Genomic DNA, 18431 nt, shown 5'->3' with positions numbered 1-18431 from the left:
GACCAGTGTGCCCCCGCCGGGTGTCACGTGGTGACGAAATCGATCAGCTGCTCCATCGCGGTGATCAGCGGGGTCTGCAGGTCGTTCCAGGTCGAGACCGCACCGAGCACGCGGCGGGCGCCGTCGCGCTCGTCGCCCCACCCGAGCGCGGCGCACACGCCCTTCTTCCACTCGATCCCGCGCGGCACCGTCGGCCACTCCCGGATGCCGACCGCGGCCGGCTTCACGGCCTCCCAGATGTCGACGTAGGGGTGGCCGAGGACCAGCACGTGCTCGCTCGCCGGCCCGAGGTCGCGGCGCAGGCCCTCGGCGATCCGGGTCTCCTTCGAGCCGGTGACCAGGTGGTCGACGAGGACGCCGAGCTTGCGGTCCGGGCCGGGCCCGAACTCGTGCGCGGCCTCGACGAGCACGTCCGCGCCGTGCAGCGGCTCGACGACGACGCCCTCGACCCGCAGGTCGTGACCCCAGACCCGCTCGACGATGGCGGCGTCGTGCACGCCCTCGACCCAGATGCGGTGCGGGCTCGCGACCTTCGCCCGCCGGTCGTCGCCGCGCACGGAGCCCGACGCCGAGCGCTGCTGCTCCGGGCTCTCCCGCGGCCGGGGCGGCGTGAGCGTGGCGAGACGGCCCTCGAACAGGAACGACGCGGGCTTCATCGGGAAGAGCCGACGACGGCCGGCGGCGTCCTCGAGCACGACCTCCCGGACGTCGGCGCGGATCACCGCGCCGCAGAAGGAGCCGGTCGCGTCCTCGACGACGAGGCCGGGCTCGGCCTCGACGGTCAGGATCTCCTGGGTGGGCCGGTGGCTCGTCAGGCCCGGGAGCCCGCCGGAGCGGCCCGCGCCGCTCGACGGCCCGCCGGACCGCGCCCCCATCGACGGACGACCGAGCCCGCCCGTCGTCCGGAACCCGGCCTCCCCGGAGGAGCCGTTCATGCCGCGGCCCTGCGTCCTCGCCACGCCCGACGACGGTAGTGGCGATCCGTGGCCGGACGGGGCTCCGACACGCGCGCTGCCCCGGCCGCGTTGGTGGGCCCGCGGAACGTCTGCCTAGGCTGGAGAACATGCCTGCTGCGAGCGCGTCCCTGGCGGTGTGGAGCGCGGCGTGGATCGCCGGTGCGGCCGCCGCCGACGACGTCCTCGACGCGCTCGCCCCGTGGTCGGAGGCCCACGACGTGGTCGCGGCCGACGCGGGCGTCGCCGCGGAGACCGACCTGCCGACGCCCGACCGCGCCGGTGCCGGTCTCGCCGCGCTGCTGGTGCTGCTGCGGCAGCGGGACGCCGGCGGCGACCTCGACGCCCGGGTGGTGCTCCCCGTGGCCGGGGACGTCCGGGGGCTGCCGGGGCCCGACGCGCTGCGGACGGCGGCGATGGCGGCGGGCGAGTGCGCGGTCTTCCCGGGGGCGGGGCTGGCGGTGGTCCCCGCGGTGGTGGCCGACGGCGTGCTGCGCTGGACCGCCCACGTCGTCGGGGAGGTCCCGCCGCAGGCGCACCCGAGCCTCGCCGACGCCGAGCACGACCTGCGGACCGGCGTCCGGGACGCGGCGACCACGCTGGCGGAGATGGACGTCGCGCGGCCGCGGGCCGGGGTCCGGGAGGAGATCGCCGCGTCGCTGCGTCGTCGCCCCCAGCCGTCCTGGCCCGCCGGGACGCCCGGGCGTCCGCTGCGGGTGCTGCAGCACGCCGACGAGGTCGAGGCGATCCTCCTCGCGGCCTCCGGTGACGACCCCGGCGGCGCGCTCACCTCGGCGGCCGCCCTGGCGCGGACCGACGCGCTGCGCCCGCTCGCGACGGCGGTGCGGGCGGCGCGGGTGGCGGCGGTCGCCGAGACGGTGCGGGTCCTGACGGCGGCCTGACCGGCCCGTGGCGTCGCGGGCGGCAGTGGACCCGTCCCTGGAACGGACGAACGGCCGGTTGATGACCTTCGATGGTCACGAACCGGCCGCTCGTGCTCCCGGGGTGGTGCGCGGGGGCGCGGGCCGAGCCGGCCGCGCCGACGACGAGGGGCACATCGCGCACCCGGACCAGCCGCGAGACCTGCCCCACGTGCTCCTGATCACCGGGGCGGGGGCCGCTCGGACCGACTCAGGAGGACGCGGATCGACGGCGGGCCGGGGGCTCGCAGCAGCCGGGGGCGCACAACGACCCGTTGCAGCCGACCCCACCCCGCGGGCCGTTCCCCAGCTCCCGCGGCGCCGCGCCCTCCACCTGCTCGGCGATCAGCTCGACGATCATGCGGATGAAGCGGGGGTCGGACCCGGCGGTGGCGGCGCGCGCCATCCGGACGCCGAGCTTGTCGGCCTGCTCGGCGAGCTCGGTGTCGAGGTCGAAGACCACCTCGATGTGGTCGGAGACGAACCCGACGGGGCTGACCACGACGTCCTCGACGCCCGCCACGGCCAGCGCGTCGAGGTGGTCCTCGATCTGGGGGTCCAGCCACGGGATCTGCGGCGGCCCGGACCGCGACTGCCACACCTGGTCGTGCTCGGCGACCCCGAGCTCCGCCGCCACGAGCCGCGCCGCCTCGCCGACCTGCCGCGAGTAGCGGTGCCCGCCCTCCTCGGGCGGCCCGGCCGTCTCGTCGGCCGACACGGGGATCGAGTGCGCGGTGAAGACCAGACGGGCGTCGTGCCCGGCGTCGAGGGTCTCCCTCGCGGCCCGCGCCCCGTCGGCGACCGCCTCGACGAACAGCGGGTGGTCGTAGAAGTGCCGCAGCTTGGTCAGGTCCGGGACCAGGGCCTCGTCGCCCAGGCGCTCGGCGGCCGCGGCCCGGGCCCGGGCGATGTCGTCGTGGTACTGCCGGCAGGCCGAGTAGCCGCCGTAGGCGCTGGTCGCGAACACCAGCGCGTTCCGGACGCCGTCGCGGGCCATCTCGGTGACGGTGTCCTCGGCGAACGGGTGCCAGTTGCGGTTGCCGAAGTAGACCGGGAGGTCGTACCCGGCGGCCGCGAGCTCGCGGCGGAGCGCGGCGATGATCTCGCGGTTGAGGTCGTTGATGGGCGAGCGGCCGCCGAAGTGGTGGTAGTGCTCCTCGACGGCGTCGAGCCGCTCGGGCGGGACGCCGCGACCGCGGGTGACGTTCTCGAGGAAGGGCCGGACCTCGTCCGGGGCCTCCGGTCCGCCGAAGGACAGGAGCAGGACCGCGTCGACGGGTCCGGCAGGGTTCGTGCTCACCCGGTCATGGTTCCCCGCCCGGGCCCACCTGCCACCTGTGACCCCGAACTGCTCCGAACGGCCGATCGCTCGGGCGAGTGATCGGCTTTACCTTTCCTTCACGGCGCGAGGGGGCTCTGCGCCGTTGGGGGGATGCGGGATGGACGATCTCATCGGTGTGCCCGTGGTCGGGCAGCCCGTGGTGTACGCAGCCGGGTTCCTCGCCCTCCTGCTCGTGGTGTTCACCGGGTCGTGGGCGGGCTCGATCGTGACGGTCGCCCACGAGGGCGGGCACATGTTCATGTCCGTCGTGACCTTCCGCGGCTTCGACGGCTTCGGGCTGGCCGACGGTGGGGGAGGCGGCACCTCCGTCAAGGACCAGAGCTGGGGCATCGGCTATCTGCTCACCGTGGTGGTGGGCTATCTGACCCCGCCCCTGCTCGGCCTCGGAGGCGCCGCCATCCTCGTGCACGGCAACGCCTGGGCGATCTTGGCCGCCTCCGTCGTGCTCCTGTTCGTCGCCTTCCTCTACAGCGAGAACGCACTCGCCTTCGTCGTGACCCTCGTCGCCCTCACGACGGTCGTCCTCGTCCTCTGGCTCGGCGGTCCGCTGGTGCAGATCACGCTCGCCGCCGCCGTCGTCTGGTGGCTCCTGATTGGGGGCGTGCGCTCCGCCGTGATCATGGGCCGCAGCCCCACGTCCGACGCGGGACGGCTGTCCCGCAGCACGTGGATCCCGACGATCGTCTGGAAGTCGTTCTGGATCACGGTCGCGCTCGTCTGCCTCTACGCCGGCGGGCGGCTGCTGTTCACCGGCACCGCGTGGCCCGCCGGGGTCTGGCCCTTCGACGGGCCCGCCTGAATCGGGGCACCACCGCGTCGTGACCGGGTCCCCGTGACTCGGTCACGGCGGAGCGTGACCGCTCCGAGGACCTGGTCGGCCTCGTCGTCACGACCCCGGGACGACCGGGTCCTCGCGACTCGGTCGTGCCGGCACCGTCGAGCCGGCCCGACGCCGCCGTCGGTGGCCGGGCGCGCCCGTCCGTGCGGTCGCGAGAAAACCCGAACCGGCCCGGCCGACGCCCCCCGCCCCGGCCGGACCGGTCCCGTCCCCCGACGTCTAGACCGGCGCGAACAACCCCTCGGGGTCGTACGCGCGCCGGACGATCTCCCGACGCTCCCGCTCGCGTCCGGTGAGGGCGCGGCGATCCGCCACGGCGGTGAGCACGTCGAGGCCCGGGTGGGGCCGGCGGCCCACCCGGCGCGGACGCAGCGCCAGGTCGACCCGTGTCACGGTCCCGAGCCCGGTCCCTCCCCCGAGCAGCGCTGCGAACAGGTCGGGATCGGACTCCGGGCCGACCCGGCGGACCAGGCCGTCGGCCGTGACGATCTCGGCACCGACCAGCCGGGGCTCGCCGAGTCCGTGCGCGGCCGTGGCGGCGTCGACGGCGGCGAACGACGCGGCCGCCCCCACCCGCGCCGTCCGTGCGCGCGCGTCGACGGCCACCTCCCCCACGGCGCACAGATCGATCACCAGCGGCCCCGCACCACGCGACGCGACCCCACCGTCGCCATGGCCCGCACAGCCGACCCGGACGCGCAGGCCCGACCGCCGTGCGATCCCCAGGCCCGTGACGACCTGCTCGACGCTCCGGCACCGGACGATCGCCGCTGGCGGGACGCCGCCGACGACCGACGGCGACCGTCCGTGCTCGGCGCGGGGCCGCGGGACCAGACTCCGCGTGATCGCCGCGCCCCGCGCCCACAGCTCCGTCGTGACGGTCATGCCGTCCACCCCGGACGCTGTCGTGGCATCGCGCGGTCCCCCCTGCCCGGGCCGGGACGGTGGTCCGTCCCGATCTGTGCCCGGCCACGAGGATCACCGCGTGCGACACGTGGGGGATCCGGGGAATCCCCGGGTCCGGGCGGCAGGGGAGCACCTAGGATGGTGGCGCGTGGAGGGACGCGAGGACGAGCGCCGGGAGGTCCGTCGTCTGCTCGACGCGGCCCGCGACTCCCGCGCCGGCGTCCTCGGCCTCCGCGGGTCCGCGGGCTCGGGGAAGACGACGCTGTGTGACGACGCGATCGACGCCGCCACCGGCATGACGGTGCTCGTCGTGTGCGGGACCGAGAGCGAGCGCGACCTCCCGCTGGCGGCGCTCCTCGCGCTCCTGCGCCCCCTCGACGACCGCGTGGACGACCTCCCGGACGCCCCCCGCGCCGTCGCCCGGGCCCTGCTCGACGGCGTCGGCACGCAGGACGGCGCCGACCCGTTCACCCTCGGCGCCACCTGCCTCGCGCTGCTCGCCGTCGCCGCCGAGAAGGAACCGGTCCTCGTCGTCGTCGACGACGCGCAGTGGGTCGACGAGGTCTCGGGCCACGCCATGGCCTTCGCGTTCCGGCGGCTGGCGCGCGACGCCGTCGCGGTGGTCCTGGCCTGCCGCGACCCGCAGGGCGCGGACGACCGGCCCTGTCCGATCCCGGGGAGCTGGTCCTGGACCGAGCTCGGTGGGCTCGAGCCGGACCAGGCGGTCCGGCTCCTGGCCGGGCACGACGTGACGCCCGACGTCGCCACGACGCTCTGCACGGCCTGCGGCGGGAACCCGTTGGCGCTCCTCGAGGTCGTGCGCGGCCTCTCGGCGGAGCAGCGGACGGGCGCGGCCGCGCTGCCCGACCCGGTGCCCCTCGGTCCCCGGGGGACGGCCGCGGCGGGGCGACGGCTGGCGGAGCTCGCACCCGGCGACCTCGAGGCCCTCGCCGTCCTCGCCGTGGCCGGGGAGGGCGAGCTGCCCGACCACGCCCGAGCCCTGGCCGCTCGCGGGCTCGACCCGACGGCGCTCGAGGACGCCGAGCGCCGGGGCGTCGTCCGCTGGGAGGCCGGGCTCCCCCGCTTCGTCCACCCGTTGCTGCGCTCGGCCGTGGTCACCCAGGCCGGCCCGCAGGCACGACGGCGGGCTCACGCGGCCTGGGCGGGCCTCGAGGGCGTCCCGGTGGTGCGGCGAGCCCACCACCTCGCGGGGGCGACGGTCGGGGTGTCGGAGGAGGTCGCGGCCACGCTCGAACGGGCGGCCGACGTCGCGGTCGAGCGCGGCGGCGTGGCCGCCGGGGTGGATGCCCTCGTGCGGGCCGCCCAGTTCTCGCCGGAGCCGACCGAGCGCGCCCGACGACGGCTGCGGGCGGCCGAGGCCGCCTACCTGGCCGGGCGCCGCGACCTCGCCCACGAGCTCGTCACGGCGGTGCTGGCCGAGGAGCCGGACTCCGGGGTCGTCGCCGGCCTCCGCGACCAGGCACTCGCCCTCGACGCGTCGCTGCGGGTGTGGACCGTCGAGGCGGGCGAGGCCCACCTCGTCGTCATGCCGGTCATCGAGCGGCTCGTCGGACCGGCGCCGGACCTGGCGGCCCTCCTCGGGGTGCAGCTCGTCGTCGCGATGTGGAGCACCGGGCAGATCCGGTCGGGCACCGGGCTGGCCCGACGCGTCCGGGAGCTCCCGATCACCGACCCGGCCATCCGTCACCTCGCGGACTTCGCGTGCGCGCTCTTCACCCTCAGCGCGGGCGATCCCGGCCCGACCCGCGAGCTACTGCGGCGCACCGACCCCGCGGCCCACCGCGACGAGCTCCTGCGGCGGTTCCCCCTGTACTACACCGGGCTCCACCACTGGTGGCGTCTCGCCGATCACGGCGCGGCCGGCCTCCGCGAGGTCGACGAGCAGGTCGCGTTCCTCAGGCGTCGGATGGCGACGACGCTGCTCCCCCATCCGCTGATGCTCCGGGCCGACCTCCGCTTCGAGACCGGGGAGGTGGCCCGCGCCCGGGCCGACCTGACCGAGGCGATCGGGCTCTGCGAGGAGACGGGCCAGGGCGTGCTCGCCGGCTACGCGCACGCGATGCACGGGCGGGCCGCGGCGCTCGAGGGCGACGAGCCGCTGGCCCGCGGCGAGGCGGAGTCGGCGCTGGAGACCGCGCGGTCGAGCGGCCTGCGGCCGATCCTGCTCTACGCCCACCACACCCTCGGGCTCCTCGAGCTCGGGCTCGGCCGCCCCGAGGACGCGGCGCGACACCTCGACCTCGTGCGGGCGACCGCCGCCGACCTCGGATCCCAGCACCCCAAGATCGTCCCGTGGCACGCCGACCACGTGGAGGCCCTGCTCGGGGCCGGCCGGCACGCCGAGGCGGCGGCGGTCTCCGCCGGGCTCGTGGCGGACGCGGAACGCTGCGACAGCGCCTGGTCCCGCGCGGTCGCGCTCGGCACCGAGGCGCGCGTCGCCCCCGATGACCGGGCCGACGACCTGCTCGCACAGGCCGTGGACGCCCAGGCCGGGATGCCGCTGGAGCAGGCCCGGACGCAGCTCTTCCTGGGTGAGCACCGACGCCGGCGGGGACGCGTCCGCGACGCCCGCGAACCCCTCGCGGCGGCCGCCGCCACGTTCGCCGGGCTCGGGGTGGTGCCGTGGGCGCGCCGCGCGGAGGCCGAGCTGCGCGCCGCGGGCGGCCGGGCGGCGGCCCCGGCCGCCCCGGACCTCGGTGCGCTCACCGACCGGGAACTGCAGATCTGCCTGGCCGTCGCCGACGGCGCGTCGAACAAGGAGGTCGGTGCGGCGCTGTTCCTGTCCCGCAAGACCGTCGAGTACCACCTCGGCAACGTCTTCCGGAAGCTCGGGGTCACGAGCCGGGCCCAGCTGGCCCGGCTCGTGGCGAGCTCGTGAGGGTCGCTCAGACGCCGACCGCGTGGAACCCGCCGTCGGCGTGGAGCATCTCGCCGGTCGTCGTCGGGAGCCAGTCGGAGAGCAGCGCGCAGGCGGTCTTCGCGACCGGGGTGGGGTCGGAGAGGTCCCACCCGAGCGGTGCGCGATCGGTCCAGGCCTGCTCGAACGACTGGAACCCGGGGATCGACTTCGCGGCCATCGTCTTGAGCGGGCCGGCGGCGACGAGGTTGACCCGGATGCCGTCGGGGCCGAGGTCCCGGGCGAGGTAGCGGGTGGTCGACTCGAGGGCGGACTTCGCGACGCCCATCCAGTCGTAGGCGGGCCAGGCGACGGTGTTGTCGAAGTCCATCCCGACGATCGACGACCCGCGGGTCAGCAGCGGGCGGCACGCGACGGCGAGCGACTTCAGCGAGTAGGCCGACACCTCGATCGCCGTCGAGACGTCGGACCAGGGCGCGGAGAGGAAGGCGCCCTCCCCCAGCGCGCCCGCCGGGGCGAACGCGATCGAGTGCAGCACGCCGTCGAGGCCGTCGACGTGCTCACGGACCTGGTCGGCGAGGCCGTCGAGGTGCTCCTGGTTCTGCACGTCGAGCTCGATCACCGGCGCCTCCTGCGGCAGCCGCTGCGCGACCCGCTTGACCAGCGAGAGCCGGCCGAACCCGGTGAGCACCACCGTCGCCCCGGCCTCCTGCGCCGCCTTGGCGACGTGGAACGCGATCGACGCGTCGGTGATGATCCCGGTGACCAGGATGCGCTTGCCGTCGAGCAGTCCCACGGGGGTTCCTTCCGGTTCGGTGGTGAGGTGCCCTCCGGGCCCGTGAGCACTAATGGTCGCTATACCGACCTTGAGTGCTCACGAGCGCGAAGCGCACCTAGTGGCCCATGCCGACGCCGCCGTCGACGGGCAGCACGGCGCCGGTGATGTAGGCGGCGTCGTCGGAGGCGAGGAACGCGACGGCCTTGGCGATCTCCTCGGGCTTCGCCGTCCGGCCGACCGGGACGGCGGCCAGGATCTCCTCGCGCCGTTTGTCGGACAGGTCGGCGGTCATGTCGGTGTCGACGTAGCCGGGGGCGACGACGTTGGCCGTGACCCCGCGCCCGCCGAGCTCGCGCGCGACCGAGCGGGCCAGCCCGACCAGCCCGGCCTTCGAGGCGGCGTAGTTCACCTGGCCGGGCGCGCCCATGAGCCCGACGACGCTCGAGATGTAGATCAGGCGGCCGAAGCGGGCCTTCATCATCCCGCGGGTCGCGCGCTGGGTGACCCGGAAGGCGCCCGTGAGGTTGGCGTCGAGCACGCCGGTGAAGGCGTCCTCGGGCATGCGCATGAGCAGCCCGTCCTGGGTGATGCCGGCGTTGGCGACGACCACCTCGACCGGCCCGTGCTCGCTCTCCACCTGGCTGAAGGCGGCGTCCACGGAGGCCGAGTCGGTCACGTCGCAGTGCACCCCGGGCAGCCCCTCGGGCGGTTCACCGCTGCGGTGGGTCACGACGACGGTGTGGCCCGCCGTGGCGAGCTCCCGTGCGACGGCGAGGCCGATGCCCCGGTTGCCTCCGGTCACGAGCACGACCCGGCTCACGCATCTCCTCCAACGTCGGCGGCGGGCGCACGCTATCGGCTACCGACAGGTAGCGGCGAGTGAGTGGTCGGGCTTACGGCAACCGGGCACCGAGGGCGAACGCGGCACCCAGACCGATGACGACGAGGATCGTGCCGGCCATGAGCCAGTCCCCGCCGGTGTCGACCTCCTGGGACTCGTACCCGATCTGCTCGCGCAGCGTGTCGTAGGTGGCGCGCAGGTCCTGCTGGCTCGCGGCCTTGGAGAAGTCGCCGCCGGAACGGCGGGCGATCTCCTGCATGTCGGAGTCGGCGACGGCGACCGGGACCGGGCGCCCCTCGATCTCGATCTCGCCGTAGTCGGTGCCGAACGAGATCGCCGAGATCGGCACGCCCTGCTGCTTGGCCTGGTCGGCCGCGGTGAACGCGCCGCGGGGGGCCTCCAGGTCGGACGGGATGGTCTGCTTGCCGTCCGACAGCAGGATGATCCGGCCCGGTGGGGGCTGCTCCGGGCCCTGGATCTGGCTGGCCACCGACCGGATGGCCGCCAGGCAGGCCTGGATCGCCTCGCCCGTGGCCGTCGACTCGGCGAGCTGCAGCGTCGAGATGGCGCGCTTGACGGTGTCGCGGTCGCGCGTGGGCGACACCAGCACCGTGGCGGTGCCCGCGAACGAGACCAGCCCGAGGTTGATCCCGGGCGGGAGCTGGTCGACGAACTCGGTGGCGGCCTGCTCGGCGGTCTGGAGCCGGGTGGGGCTCACGTCGGTGGCGCGCATGGAGAGCGACACGTCGATCGCGAGCATCACCGTCGCCCGGTTGCGCGGCACCTGCTCGGTGGCCAGCGGCCCGGCGAGGGCGACGACGAGGCAGGTCAGCGCCACCAGGATCAGCGCCACCGGCGCGTGCCGCAGCCGGCCCGGGCGCTTCGGCGCGATCTTCTCCAGCACGCCGAGGTTGGTGAAGCGCATGGTGTTGCGACGCCGGCGGCGCTCGTTCCACACGTAGGCCGCGGCGAGCACGGCGACGACGAGCAGGGCGAGCAACCACCACGGGTGCGAGAACATCGCGGTCAGCTCCTCCCGGCCGGGGTGCTGGTCAGCACCGGGGCAGAGCCCTGCCCCGACCAGCCCCGCTTGCGCGCGACGACGAAGCGCACCACGTCGGCGATCCAGTCGCGGTCGGTCCGCAGCCGCAGGTGGCCGGCCCCGGCGGCGCGCAGCGCCGTGGCGACCTGCTCCTGGTGGGCCGCGGCCTCGGCGGCGAACCGGCGGCGCAGCGTCGGGGTGGTGGTGACCTCCCGCGAGTGCCCGGACTCCGGGTCGGCGAGCACGACGGTGCCGACGTCGGGCAGCTCCTCGTCGCGCCGGTCGCCCACCTCGATCGCGAGGACGTCGTGGCGCATCGCCAGCCCGCGCAGCGCCCGGTCCCAGTCGACGTCGCCGAGGAAGTCCGAGACCACGACGGCGAGGCCGCGCCGGCGCGGCGGGTTGCGCAGCGCCTCGAGCGCGCCGAGCAGGTCGCCCCGGGTGCCCTCGGGGGCCCGCGGGGTCCCCGCGATGCGGCGCATCAGCGCGTGCGCGTGGACGGTCCCGCCGCGCGCCGGGAGGCGCACCAGGTCCTGTCCGGTGGCCACGATCGCGCCGACCCGGTTGCCGCCGCCGCGGGTGAGGTGCACGACCGCCGCGCACGCCGCCACCGCCAGGTCCCGCTTCTCGCAGCCGCCGGTGCCGAAGTCGAGGCTCGGCGAGAGGTCGACGACGAGCCAGGTCTCCAGCTCCCGGTCGGCGATCGTCTCGCGGATGTGGGGCTCGGAGGTCCGCGCCGTGACCGACCAGTCCATGCGCCGCACGTCGTCGCCCGGCTGGTAGACCCGCGCGTCGCCGGCTTCCGACCCCGGGCCGGGGACGAGTCCGAGGTGGTTGCCCTGCAGCAGGCCGTCGAGGCGCCGCCGCACGGTGAGCTCCAGCGTGCGCAGGGCCGCGTCGAGGTGCTCGCTGCCGGGCGCGAGGCTCGGCGGGAAGGGCTCGGCGCCGCGGCCCTCGCGGGGCGGGCGGCGCGGTGCCCCGTCGGGATCCCCCGGCGGGCCGGCGGCGCCGGCACGTACCGACCCGTCGTCGTCACCCTGTTCAGCGTCCTCGGCCACCCCCAGGCGCCCGAGCAGCCGCGGCCACCACGACGTCCGCGCCGGGGGCTCCTCGCTGCTCACGAGCCGGCCGCCGCCTGGCGCCCGGGCGCCGGGCCGGCGTGCTGCGGGGCCTGGCCGGCCGGGCCGGAGACCGCGACGGGACGGGCGCTGACCTGCGGGAGCGGCACCGTCTGCAGCAGCCGGGTGACCACGTGGTCGACCGGTACCCCGTCGGCCAGCGCGTCGTAGGACAGCACGAGACGGTGGCGCAGCACGTCCGGCGCGATGTCGACGACGTCCTGGGGCAGTACGTAGTCCCGCCCGCGCACGAGCGCCAGCGCCCGGGCGCCGGAGATGATGCCCAGCGACGCGCGGGGCGAGGCGCCGTAGGCGACCCAGCCGGCGACGTCGGACATCCCGTGCTCGGCGGGCGCCCGGGTGGCGACGACCAGGCGCACCACGTAGTCGACCAGGGCGTGGTGCACGAACACCTGGGAGGCGACCTCCTGGAGGCGGCGCAGCTCCGCCGGGTCCAGCACCGTGTGCGGCTCCGGCGGGTGCACACCCATCCGGTAGACGATCTCGCGCTCCTCGTCGGCCGTGGGGTACTCGACGAGGATCTTGAAGAGGAACCGGTCGCGCTGGGCCTCGGGCAGCGGGTAGACGCCCTCGTTCTCGATCGGGTTCTGCGTGGCGAGCACGAGGAACGGGTCGGGCATCGGGTGGCTCACGCCGCCGATCGACACGTGCCGCTCGGCCATCACCTCGAGCATCGCCGACTGCACCTTGGCCGGCGCGCGGTTGATCTCGTCGGCCAGCACGAAGTTCGAGACGACGGGGCCGAGCTCGACGTCGAACGCCTCGCGGCCCTGCCGGTAGATGCGCGTGCCGAGGATGTCCGAGGGCACCAGGTCCGGCGTGAACTGGATGCGCGCGAAGGACCCGCCGACCACCCGCGCGAACGTCTCGACGGCGAGCGTCTTCGCCACGCCCGGCACACCCTCCAGCAGCAGGTGCCCGCGCGCGAGGAGACCGACGAGCATCCGCTCGACCAGGCGCTCCTGCCCGACGATCACCCGCTTGACCTCGAGCACCGTCCGCTCGAGCTGCTCGGCGTCGTGTGCCGGGGTGTCCGGCGCCTGCTGCTCGCTCACCGAGTGCCCTCCGCATCCGTGTCCGCTGTCGGCCGTGACCGTACCCATCGGGCCCGACACCGTGCGTGCCCCGCCAAGGAGAGGGACGGCGAGGTGAGACCCCGGTGAGGGCGCCTCACGAGACCGGCCGGGTCACCGTCGGGAGGATCTCGTCGTCGAAGCGGACCGGGGCGATCCGCACGACCTTCCCCGACTCCGGCGCCTCCACCATCTGGTCGTCGCCGAGGTAGAGCGCCACGTGGTGGACCCCGTCGCCGTCGGCCCAGAACAGCAGGTCGCCGGGCCGGCGCGCCTGGAGCGGGAACTTCGGGCCGGCGTCGACCTGGTAGCCGCTGTAGTGCGGCAGCGACACCCCGACCCCCGCGAACGCGTAGACCATCAGCCCGGAGCAGTCGAAACCGACCTTGTCGTAGTCGCCGAACGCGTCCGCGACCCCGCCGTCGTGGATGCCCTGCGTGGGTCCGTCGGCGTCGCCCCCGCCCCACGCGTAGGTGGTGCCCAGCTCGGAGAGCGCCCGGTCGATGACGGTCTGGACGCGGTCCCCCGACGGCGCCTGCCCCGGGCTCGACGACGAGGGCGGCGACGGCGAGGGCGACGGCGAGGGGGTGCTGACGGCGGGCGCGGGCGCCTTGGCCAGCCGCGCCCGGGCCGCGTCACGCGCCGCCGCGTCGGAGGCGGCCGCGGCCTGCTGCTGGGCGGCCTGCGCGGCCTCGGCCCGGCGGCGCTGGGCCGCGAGCGCCGCGTCCGAGGCCTCCAGCCGGCTCAGCCGCGCCTGGGCCGCGGTGCGCTGGGCGGTGACGGTGGCGATCTGCTGCTGGCGCGACGCGACGGCGGCGCGGGCCGTGGCGAGCGCCCGGGCGGCCGCGTCGCGGGCGGCGGACGCCCTGGCGGCGGCGTCGGCGGCCTGCGCCGCGGCGGCGCGGGCCCGCGAGTCGGCGTTGGCGGCGTCGACCCGGGCGCGCTCGTAGCCCTCGAGGGCGACGGACTGCTGGGCCGAGACGAGGCCCTGCAGCTGCAGCCGGTCCGCGACGTCCTGCGGCCCGTGGGTCCCGGCGAGCGCGGCGGCGATGCTCGAGGCGTCGGCCTGCTGGTACTGGGCGGCCACCCAGTCGTCGACGCGGGTGCGGGCGGCCTCGGCGTTCGCGGCGACGGTGTCGGCGGACGCGCGGGCAGCGGCCGCGTCGCGGCGGGTCCGTTCGACGCGGGCCCGGGCGGCGGAGTCGTCCGCCACGGCGCGGTTCGCGAGCTCCTGGCGCTCCCCGGCCTGGTCGGCGAGGTCGTCGAGCTGGCTCTGCAGCGTCGAGAGCTGGGCGACGAGCCGGCCGACCTCGGCCCCCGCCCCCGCCGTCGCGCCCGACGGCGGGGGCGGGGGCGGGGCGGTCTGGGCGAGCGCGGGCACCCCGGTCGGCACCGTCAGCGCCAGGACGCACACGACGAGGCCGGCGACGGTCCGGCCGACCGCTCGCGCCACCGCGTCCCCCCTCGTCGACGTGGGCCCGGTCGCCCGGAGTGGATCACCCCGGGCGGCGGCAGCGGTGGCACCACTCCGGCGTGGGCGTGTCCTCGGGGCGGATGGGTCGTGAGGGGCCCGTGGGGCGGCTCCCCGACGGACCGACGGGCCGGCCCCGGGGTGAGCGGCGGCACCCCGACCCGGCGACGTGATCGTCGTAACCTGGAAGGTGCAGGTCCGGGGGTGCGAGTGCGCTAGCGGTGGCCGTGCGCGAGACTCCCCGCAGGACGGGATCGTCACCGCGCGGTACGGCGGCGCGACGCACCGGCGGGCCACGCTGCGAGCCGGCGCGCGAGGGTGCACCACCAAGGCCACCCCCGGTGTCGGTCCCGCACCGCGGACCGACCGGTCGGCGCACCACCACCCCCCGGTCGGCCCACACCCGAATCGGCCCACGACGCACGGGCCGACCGCAGCCGCGGGCCGGGCCCCCACCACGGGTCCGCCCCACCAGGGAGGACAGGCGTGAGCGAAGAGGCCAGCAGCGTCGACAGCTTCGGGGCCCGCGGGACCCTCGAGGTCGGCGGGACCAGCTACGAGATCTACCGGCTGGACGCCGTGGAGGGCTCGCAGCGCCTGCCGTTCAGCCTCAAGGTGCTCCTCGAGAACCTGCTGCGCACCGAGGACGGCCTGGTCACCACCCAGGAGTCGATCAACGCGCTCGCGCACTGGGACCCGCAGGCCGAGCCGGACTCCGAGATCCAGTACGTGCCCGGCCGCGTGGTGATGCAGGACTTCACCGGCGTGCCCTGCATCGTCGACCTCGCCACGATGCGCGAGGCCGTCACCGAGCTCGGCGGCGACGCGACCAGCGTCAACCCGCTCGCGCCCGCCGAGCTGGTCATCGACCACTCCGTCGTCGCCGACCTCTTCGGCACCCCGGACGCGTTCGAGCGCAACGTGGAGCTGGAGTACCAGCGCAACGAGGAGCGCTACAAGTTCCTGCGCTGGGGCCAGACCGCGTTCAACGAGTTCAAGGTCGTCCCGCCGGGCACCGGCATCGTCCACCAGGTCAACATCGAGCACCTGGCCCGCGTCGTCATGACCCGGGGCGGCCAGGCCTACCCGGACACGCTGGTCGGGACCGACTCCCACACCACGATGGTGAACGGCCTCGGTGTGCTCGGCTGGGGCGTCGGCGGCATCGAGGCCGAGGCCGCGATGCTCGGCCAGCCGGTGTCGATGCTGATCCCGAAGGTCGTGGGCTTCCAGCTCTCCGGGGAGCTCCCCGCGGGCGCCACCGCCACCGACCTGGTCCTGACGATCACCGAGATGCTGCGCGAGCACGGCGTCGTCGGGAAGTTCGTCGAGTTCTACGGCGAGGGCGTCGGCGCGGTGCCGCTCGCCAACCGCGCCACGATCGGCAACATGAGCCCGGAGTTCGGCTCCACCTGCGCGATCTTCCCGATCGACGACGAGACGCTGACCTACCTGCGCTTCACCGGCCGCGACGAGGAGCAGGTCGCGCTCGTCGAGGCCTACTGCAAGGAGCAGGGCCTCTGGCACGACCCGGCGCACGAGGCCGACTACTCCGAGACGCTCTCGCTGGACCTGTCCACGGTGGTGCCGAGCATCGCCGGGCCGAAGCGCCCGCAGGACCGCATCCAGCTCGACTCCGCCAAGGAGTCCTTCCGCGCGTCACTGCCGGACTACGTCGACGACGACGGGTCCGCGCGGTCGCAGTCCGAGGAGTCCGACGTCGAGTCGTTCCCGGCCTCCGACCCGCCCGCCGAGCACCCCAACGGCGACGCCGACAAGCCCGTGGTCCACCGCCAGCCGACCGACCCGGGCGGCCGCGCGACGAACCCGGTGCCGGTCACGCTGGAGGACGGCACGCGGCTCGAGCTCGACCACGGCGCCGTCACCATCGCCGCGATCACCTCGTGCACCAACACGTCGAACCCGTCGGTGATGATCGGGGCGGCCCTGCTGGCCCGCAACGCCGTCGACAAGGGCCTCGAGCGCCGGCCGTGGGTGAAGACCTCCCTGGCCCCCGGCTCGAAGGTCGTCATGGACTACTACGAGCGCTCCGGGCTGCTCCCCTACCTGGAGAAGCTCGGGTTCAACCTGGTCGGCTACGGCTGCACCACGTGCATCGGCAACTCGGGCCCGCTGCCCGAGGAGATCAGCGCCGCGGTCAACGACAACGACCTCGCGGTCACCGCGGTCCTCTCGGGCAACCGGAACTTCGAGGGCCGCATCAACCCCGACGTCAAGATGAACTACCTGGCCAGCCCGCCCCTCGTGGTGGCCTACGCGCTCGCCGGGACGATGGACCTCGACCTCACCACCGAGCCGCTCGGCCACGACGCCCAGGGCAACCCGGTGACGCTGGCCGACATCTGGCCCTCGCCCCAGGAGATCCAGGAGGTCATCGAGTCCTCGCTGTCGGCCGAGCAGTTCACCTCGCGCTACGCCGAGGTCTTCGCCGGGGACGAGCGGTGGACCTCGCTGCCCACCCCCGAGGGCGAGACCTTCACCTGGGACGAGGACTCCACCTACGTCCGGAAGCCCCCGTACTTCGAGGGCATGGACCGGGAGCCGTCCGCGGTCTCGGACATCTCCGGGGCGCGCGTGCTGCTCAAGCTCGGGGACTCGGTCACCACCGACCACATCTCCCCCGCCGGCTCCATCAAGGCCGACTCCCCCGCCGGGCGCTACCTGCAGGAGCACGGCGTCGACCGCAAGGACTTCAACTCCTACGGCTCCCGGCGCGGGAACCACGAGGTGATGATCCGCGGCACCTTCGCCAACATCCGGCTGCGCAACCTGCTGCCGACCGGCGACGGCGGCTCGCTCGAGCAGGGCGGCTTCACCGCCGACTACACCGACGGCGGCAAGCAGGCCGCGGTGTACGACGCGGCGCAGCACTACGCCGCCGAGGGCACCCCGCTGGTGGTGCTGGCGGGCAAGGAGTACGGCTCCGGCTCGTCGCGTGACTGGGCGGCGAAGGGCACGACGCTGCTCGGCGTCCGCGCCGTGATCGCCGAGAGCTACGAGCGCATCCACCGCTCGAACCTCGTCGGGATGGGCGTGCTGCCGCTGCAGTTCCCCGAGGGCCAGAACGCCGACTCGCTGGGCCTGACCGGGACCGAGACCTTCGACATCACCGGGGTCGAGGCGCTCAACGACGGCGGCGTGCCGGACACCGTGCACGTGACGGCCACCGGCGACGGCGACCCGGTCGAGTTCGACGCCCGGCTCCGGATCGACACTCCCGGTGAGGCGCAGTACTACCTCAACGGCGGCATCCTGCCGTTCGTGCTGCGCAAGATGCTGGGCTGACCAGTGCTGGGCTGACCGGTGGTGGGCTGAGCTCCGCTCCGCACGAACGGCCGGTTCGTGACCTTCGATGGTCATGAACCGGCCGTTCGTGCGTTCCGGGGTCGGGTGCCGGCCGGGTCAGATGCCGGGCCGGGTCACGACGGCGGGTCGACGGGCACCGGGAGCCGGTCACGGACGTCGTCGGGGAGGTCGGGCAGCGACTCCAGCCCGCTCTCGGCGAGCATCCACTCCAGGTCCTCGGCGGTGGGCTCTCCCCCGCCGTCGAGGACCTCGCGCAGGTGGGCGACGAACTCCGCCTCCGGGTCGGCCCGCTGCGCGTCGAGGGCGTGGCGCAGGGCGACGCCGGGCTCGGTGCCGCCGCGCTCGACGGCCTGCAGCGGCACCGCGATCACCTCGGTGCCGAGGACCACCCACGGGTAGGCCTGGACGCCGAGGTCGTCGGCCTCCCACGCCGCGCCGGGACGGGCCTCGATGAGGCGCCGGCCGAGGAGCAGCCCGAGGTCGAGCTGCAGCGAGGGCGTGGCGTGGTCGGCGGGCCGGCCGGCGAGCCACGCGCCGATGGCGTCCCAGGCCTCGCCGTCGGGACCGTGGTCGAGCCCGAGCCGGTCGAGCAGGGCGGTGATCTCAGCGACCCGGGCCTGTTCGGCCGCGAGGATGCGCGTCGACACCGACCGTGCCCGGGTCTCGTCGGCGGTCGCGCCCGGCGGCTCGTGCCCGGCGTCGTGCAGCCGGTACCCGGGCAGGTCCGGCGGCACGCCCTCGGCGGCCAGCCGACGGTAGGTCGGCGTGCCCGGCACGCGGACCCAGGGCAGGAAGGTCGACCAGAGCAGGTCCCGCATGCGTGAAGGATCGCAAGCCGTTTCCGCCCGGGCCCGGCGGGTCCCCCCTGTGGGTGTCGGGCGTTCGGCGAGCGCCTCCGCGGCGACCTGGTCCTCCGGCCCGGA

At 75.3% G+C, this 18431-nt stretch carries 14 protein-coding genes; 4 read left to right on the top strand and 10 right to left on the bottom strand.

The genetic code is table 11. The features are described from left to right. Positions 1–23 precede the first annotated feature (23 nt). Complete coding sequence (locus HH311_RS23630; protein WP_169186251.1) at positions 24–875, bottom strand: DUF3097 family protein; 852 nt, start codon at positions 873–875, stop codon at positions 24–26. 188 nt (positions 876–1063) lie between these two features. Between HH311_RS23630 and HH311_RS23625 the strand changes: the two genes are divergently transcribed. Then, positions 1064–1855, top strand: a complete 792-nt coding sequence (locus tag HH311_RS23625) for a hypothetical protein (RefSeq protein WP_211190713.1) — start codon at positions 1064–1066, stop codon at positions 1853–1855. 229 nt (positions 1856–2084) lie between these two features. On the opposite strand, the gene HH311_RS23620 is transcribed toward HH311_RS23625, so the two are convergent. Further along, entirely contained in the window at positions 2085–3173 is a 1089-nt protein-coding gene (locus HH311_RS23620) for a ferrochelatase (protein WP_169186159.1), read from the bottom strand. A 139-nt stretch (positions 3174–3312) separates the two neighbouring features. On the opposite strand from HH311_RS23620, the gene HH311_RS23615 reads away from it, so the two are divergent. After that, positions 3313–4014, top strand: coding sequence for a M50 family metallopeptidase (locus tag HH311_RS23615; RefSeq protein ID WP_169186158.1), 702 nt, complete (start codon positions 3313–3315; stop codon positions 4012–4014). A gap of 258 nt (positions 4015–4272) precedes the next feature. Here the strand turns inward: HH311_RS23615 and HH311_RS23610 are convergent, their stop codons facing one another. Continuing rightward, positions 4273–4938 (bottom strand): FAD-binding protein, encoded by a 666-nt coding sequence (locus HH311_RS23610; protein ID WP_169186157.1) that lies wholly within the window; start codon positions 4936–4938, stop codon positions 4273–4275. Between the two features lie 169 nt (positions 4939–5107). On the opposite strand from HH311_RS23610, the gene HH311_RS23605 reads away from it, so the two are divergent. After that, positions 5108–7858: a LuxR family transcriptional regulator gene (locus HH311_RS23605; protein ID WP_169186156.1), complete on the top strand. Its 2751-nt coding sequence runs from the start codon at positions 5108–5110 to the stop codon at positions 7856–7858. Between the two features lie 7 nt (positions 7859–7865). On the opposite strand, the gene fabI is transcribed toward HH311_RS23605, so the two are convergent. From fabI to HH311_RS23575, 6 genes are all read right to left on the bottom strand, one after another. Beyond that, positions 7866–8633, bottom strand: coding sequence for an enoyl-ACP reductase FabI (gene fabI, locus HH311_RS23600; protein ID WP_169186155.1), 768 nt, complete (start codon positions 8631–8633; stop codon positions 7866–7868). A 97-nt stretch (positions 8634–8730) separates the two neighbouring features. Then, entirely contained in the window at positions 8731–9435 is a 705-nt protein-coding gene (gene fabG / locus HH311_RS23595; RefSeq protein WP_169186154.1) for a beta-ketoacyl-ACP reductase, read from the bottom strand. A 73-nt stretch (positions 9436–9508) separates the two neighbouring features. Continuing rightward, positions 9509–10477, bottom strand: coding sequence for a VWA domain-containing protein (locus tag HH311_RS23590; RefSeq protein WP_169186153.1), 969 nt, complete (start codon positions 10475–10477; stop codon positions 9509–9511). Between the two features lie 5 nt (positions 10478–10482). Beyond that, positions 10483–11619: a DUF58 domain-containing protein gene (locus HH311_RS23585; protein ID WP_312030358.1), complete on the bottom strand. Its 1137-nt coding sequence runs from the start codon at positions 11617–11619 to the stop codon at positions 10483–10485. Beyond that, on the bottom strand, positions 11616–12740 hold the full coding sequence (locus tag HH311_RS23580) for a MoxR family ATPase (protein ID WP_211190712.1): 1125 nt from the start codon (positions 12738–12740) through the stop codon (positions 11616–11618). Before HH311_RS23580 ends, HH311_RS23585 begins: the two co-directional genes overlap by 4 nt. A gap of 67 nt (positions 12741–12807) precedes the next feature. Beyond that, positions 12808–14163 (bottom strand): NlpC/P60 family protein, encoded by a 1356-nt coding sequence (locus HH311_RS23575; protein WP_169186151.1) that lies wholly within the window; start codon positions 14161–14163, stop codon positions 12808–12810. Positions 14164–14667: 504 nt separating this feature from the next. On the opposite strand from HH311_RS23575, the gene HH311_RS23570 reads away from it, so the two are divergent. Beyond that, positions 14668–17487, top strand: coding sequence for an aconitate hydratase (locus HH311_RS23570; protein WP_169186150.1), 2820 nt, complete (start codon positions 14668–14670; stop codon positions 17485–17487). Between the two features lie 134 nt (positions 17488–17621). Here HH311_RS23570 and HH311_RS23565 read toward each other — a convergent pair whose 3' ends face one another. Continuing rightward, a complete protein-coding gene (locus tag HH311_RS23565) occupies positions 17622–18326 on the bottom strand; it encodes a hypothetical protein (RefSeq protein WP_169186149.1) in 705 nt (234 codons plus the stop codon). Positions 18327–18431 lie beyond the last annotated feature (105 nt).

Source organism: Actinomycetospora sp. TBRC 11914 (assembly GCF_012933465.1).
GTDB lineage: Bacteria > Actinomycetota > Actinomycetes > Mycobacteriales > Pseudonocardiaceae > Actinomycetospora.
This window is presented reverse-complemented; position numbering and strand designations above follow the sequence as displayed.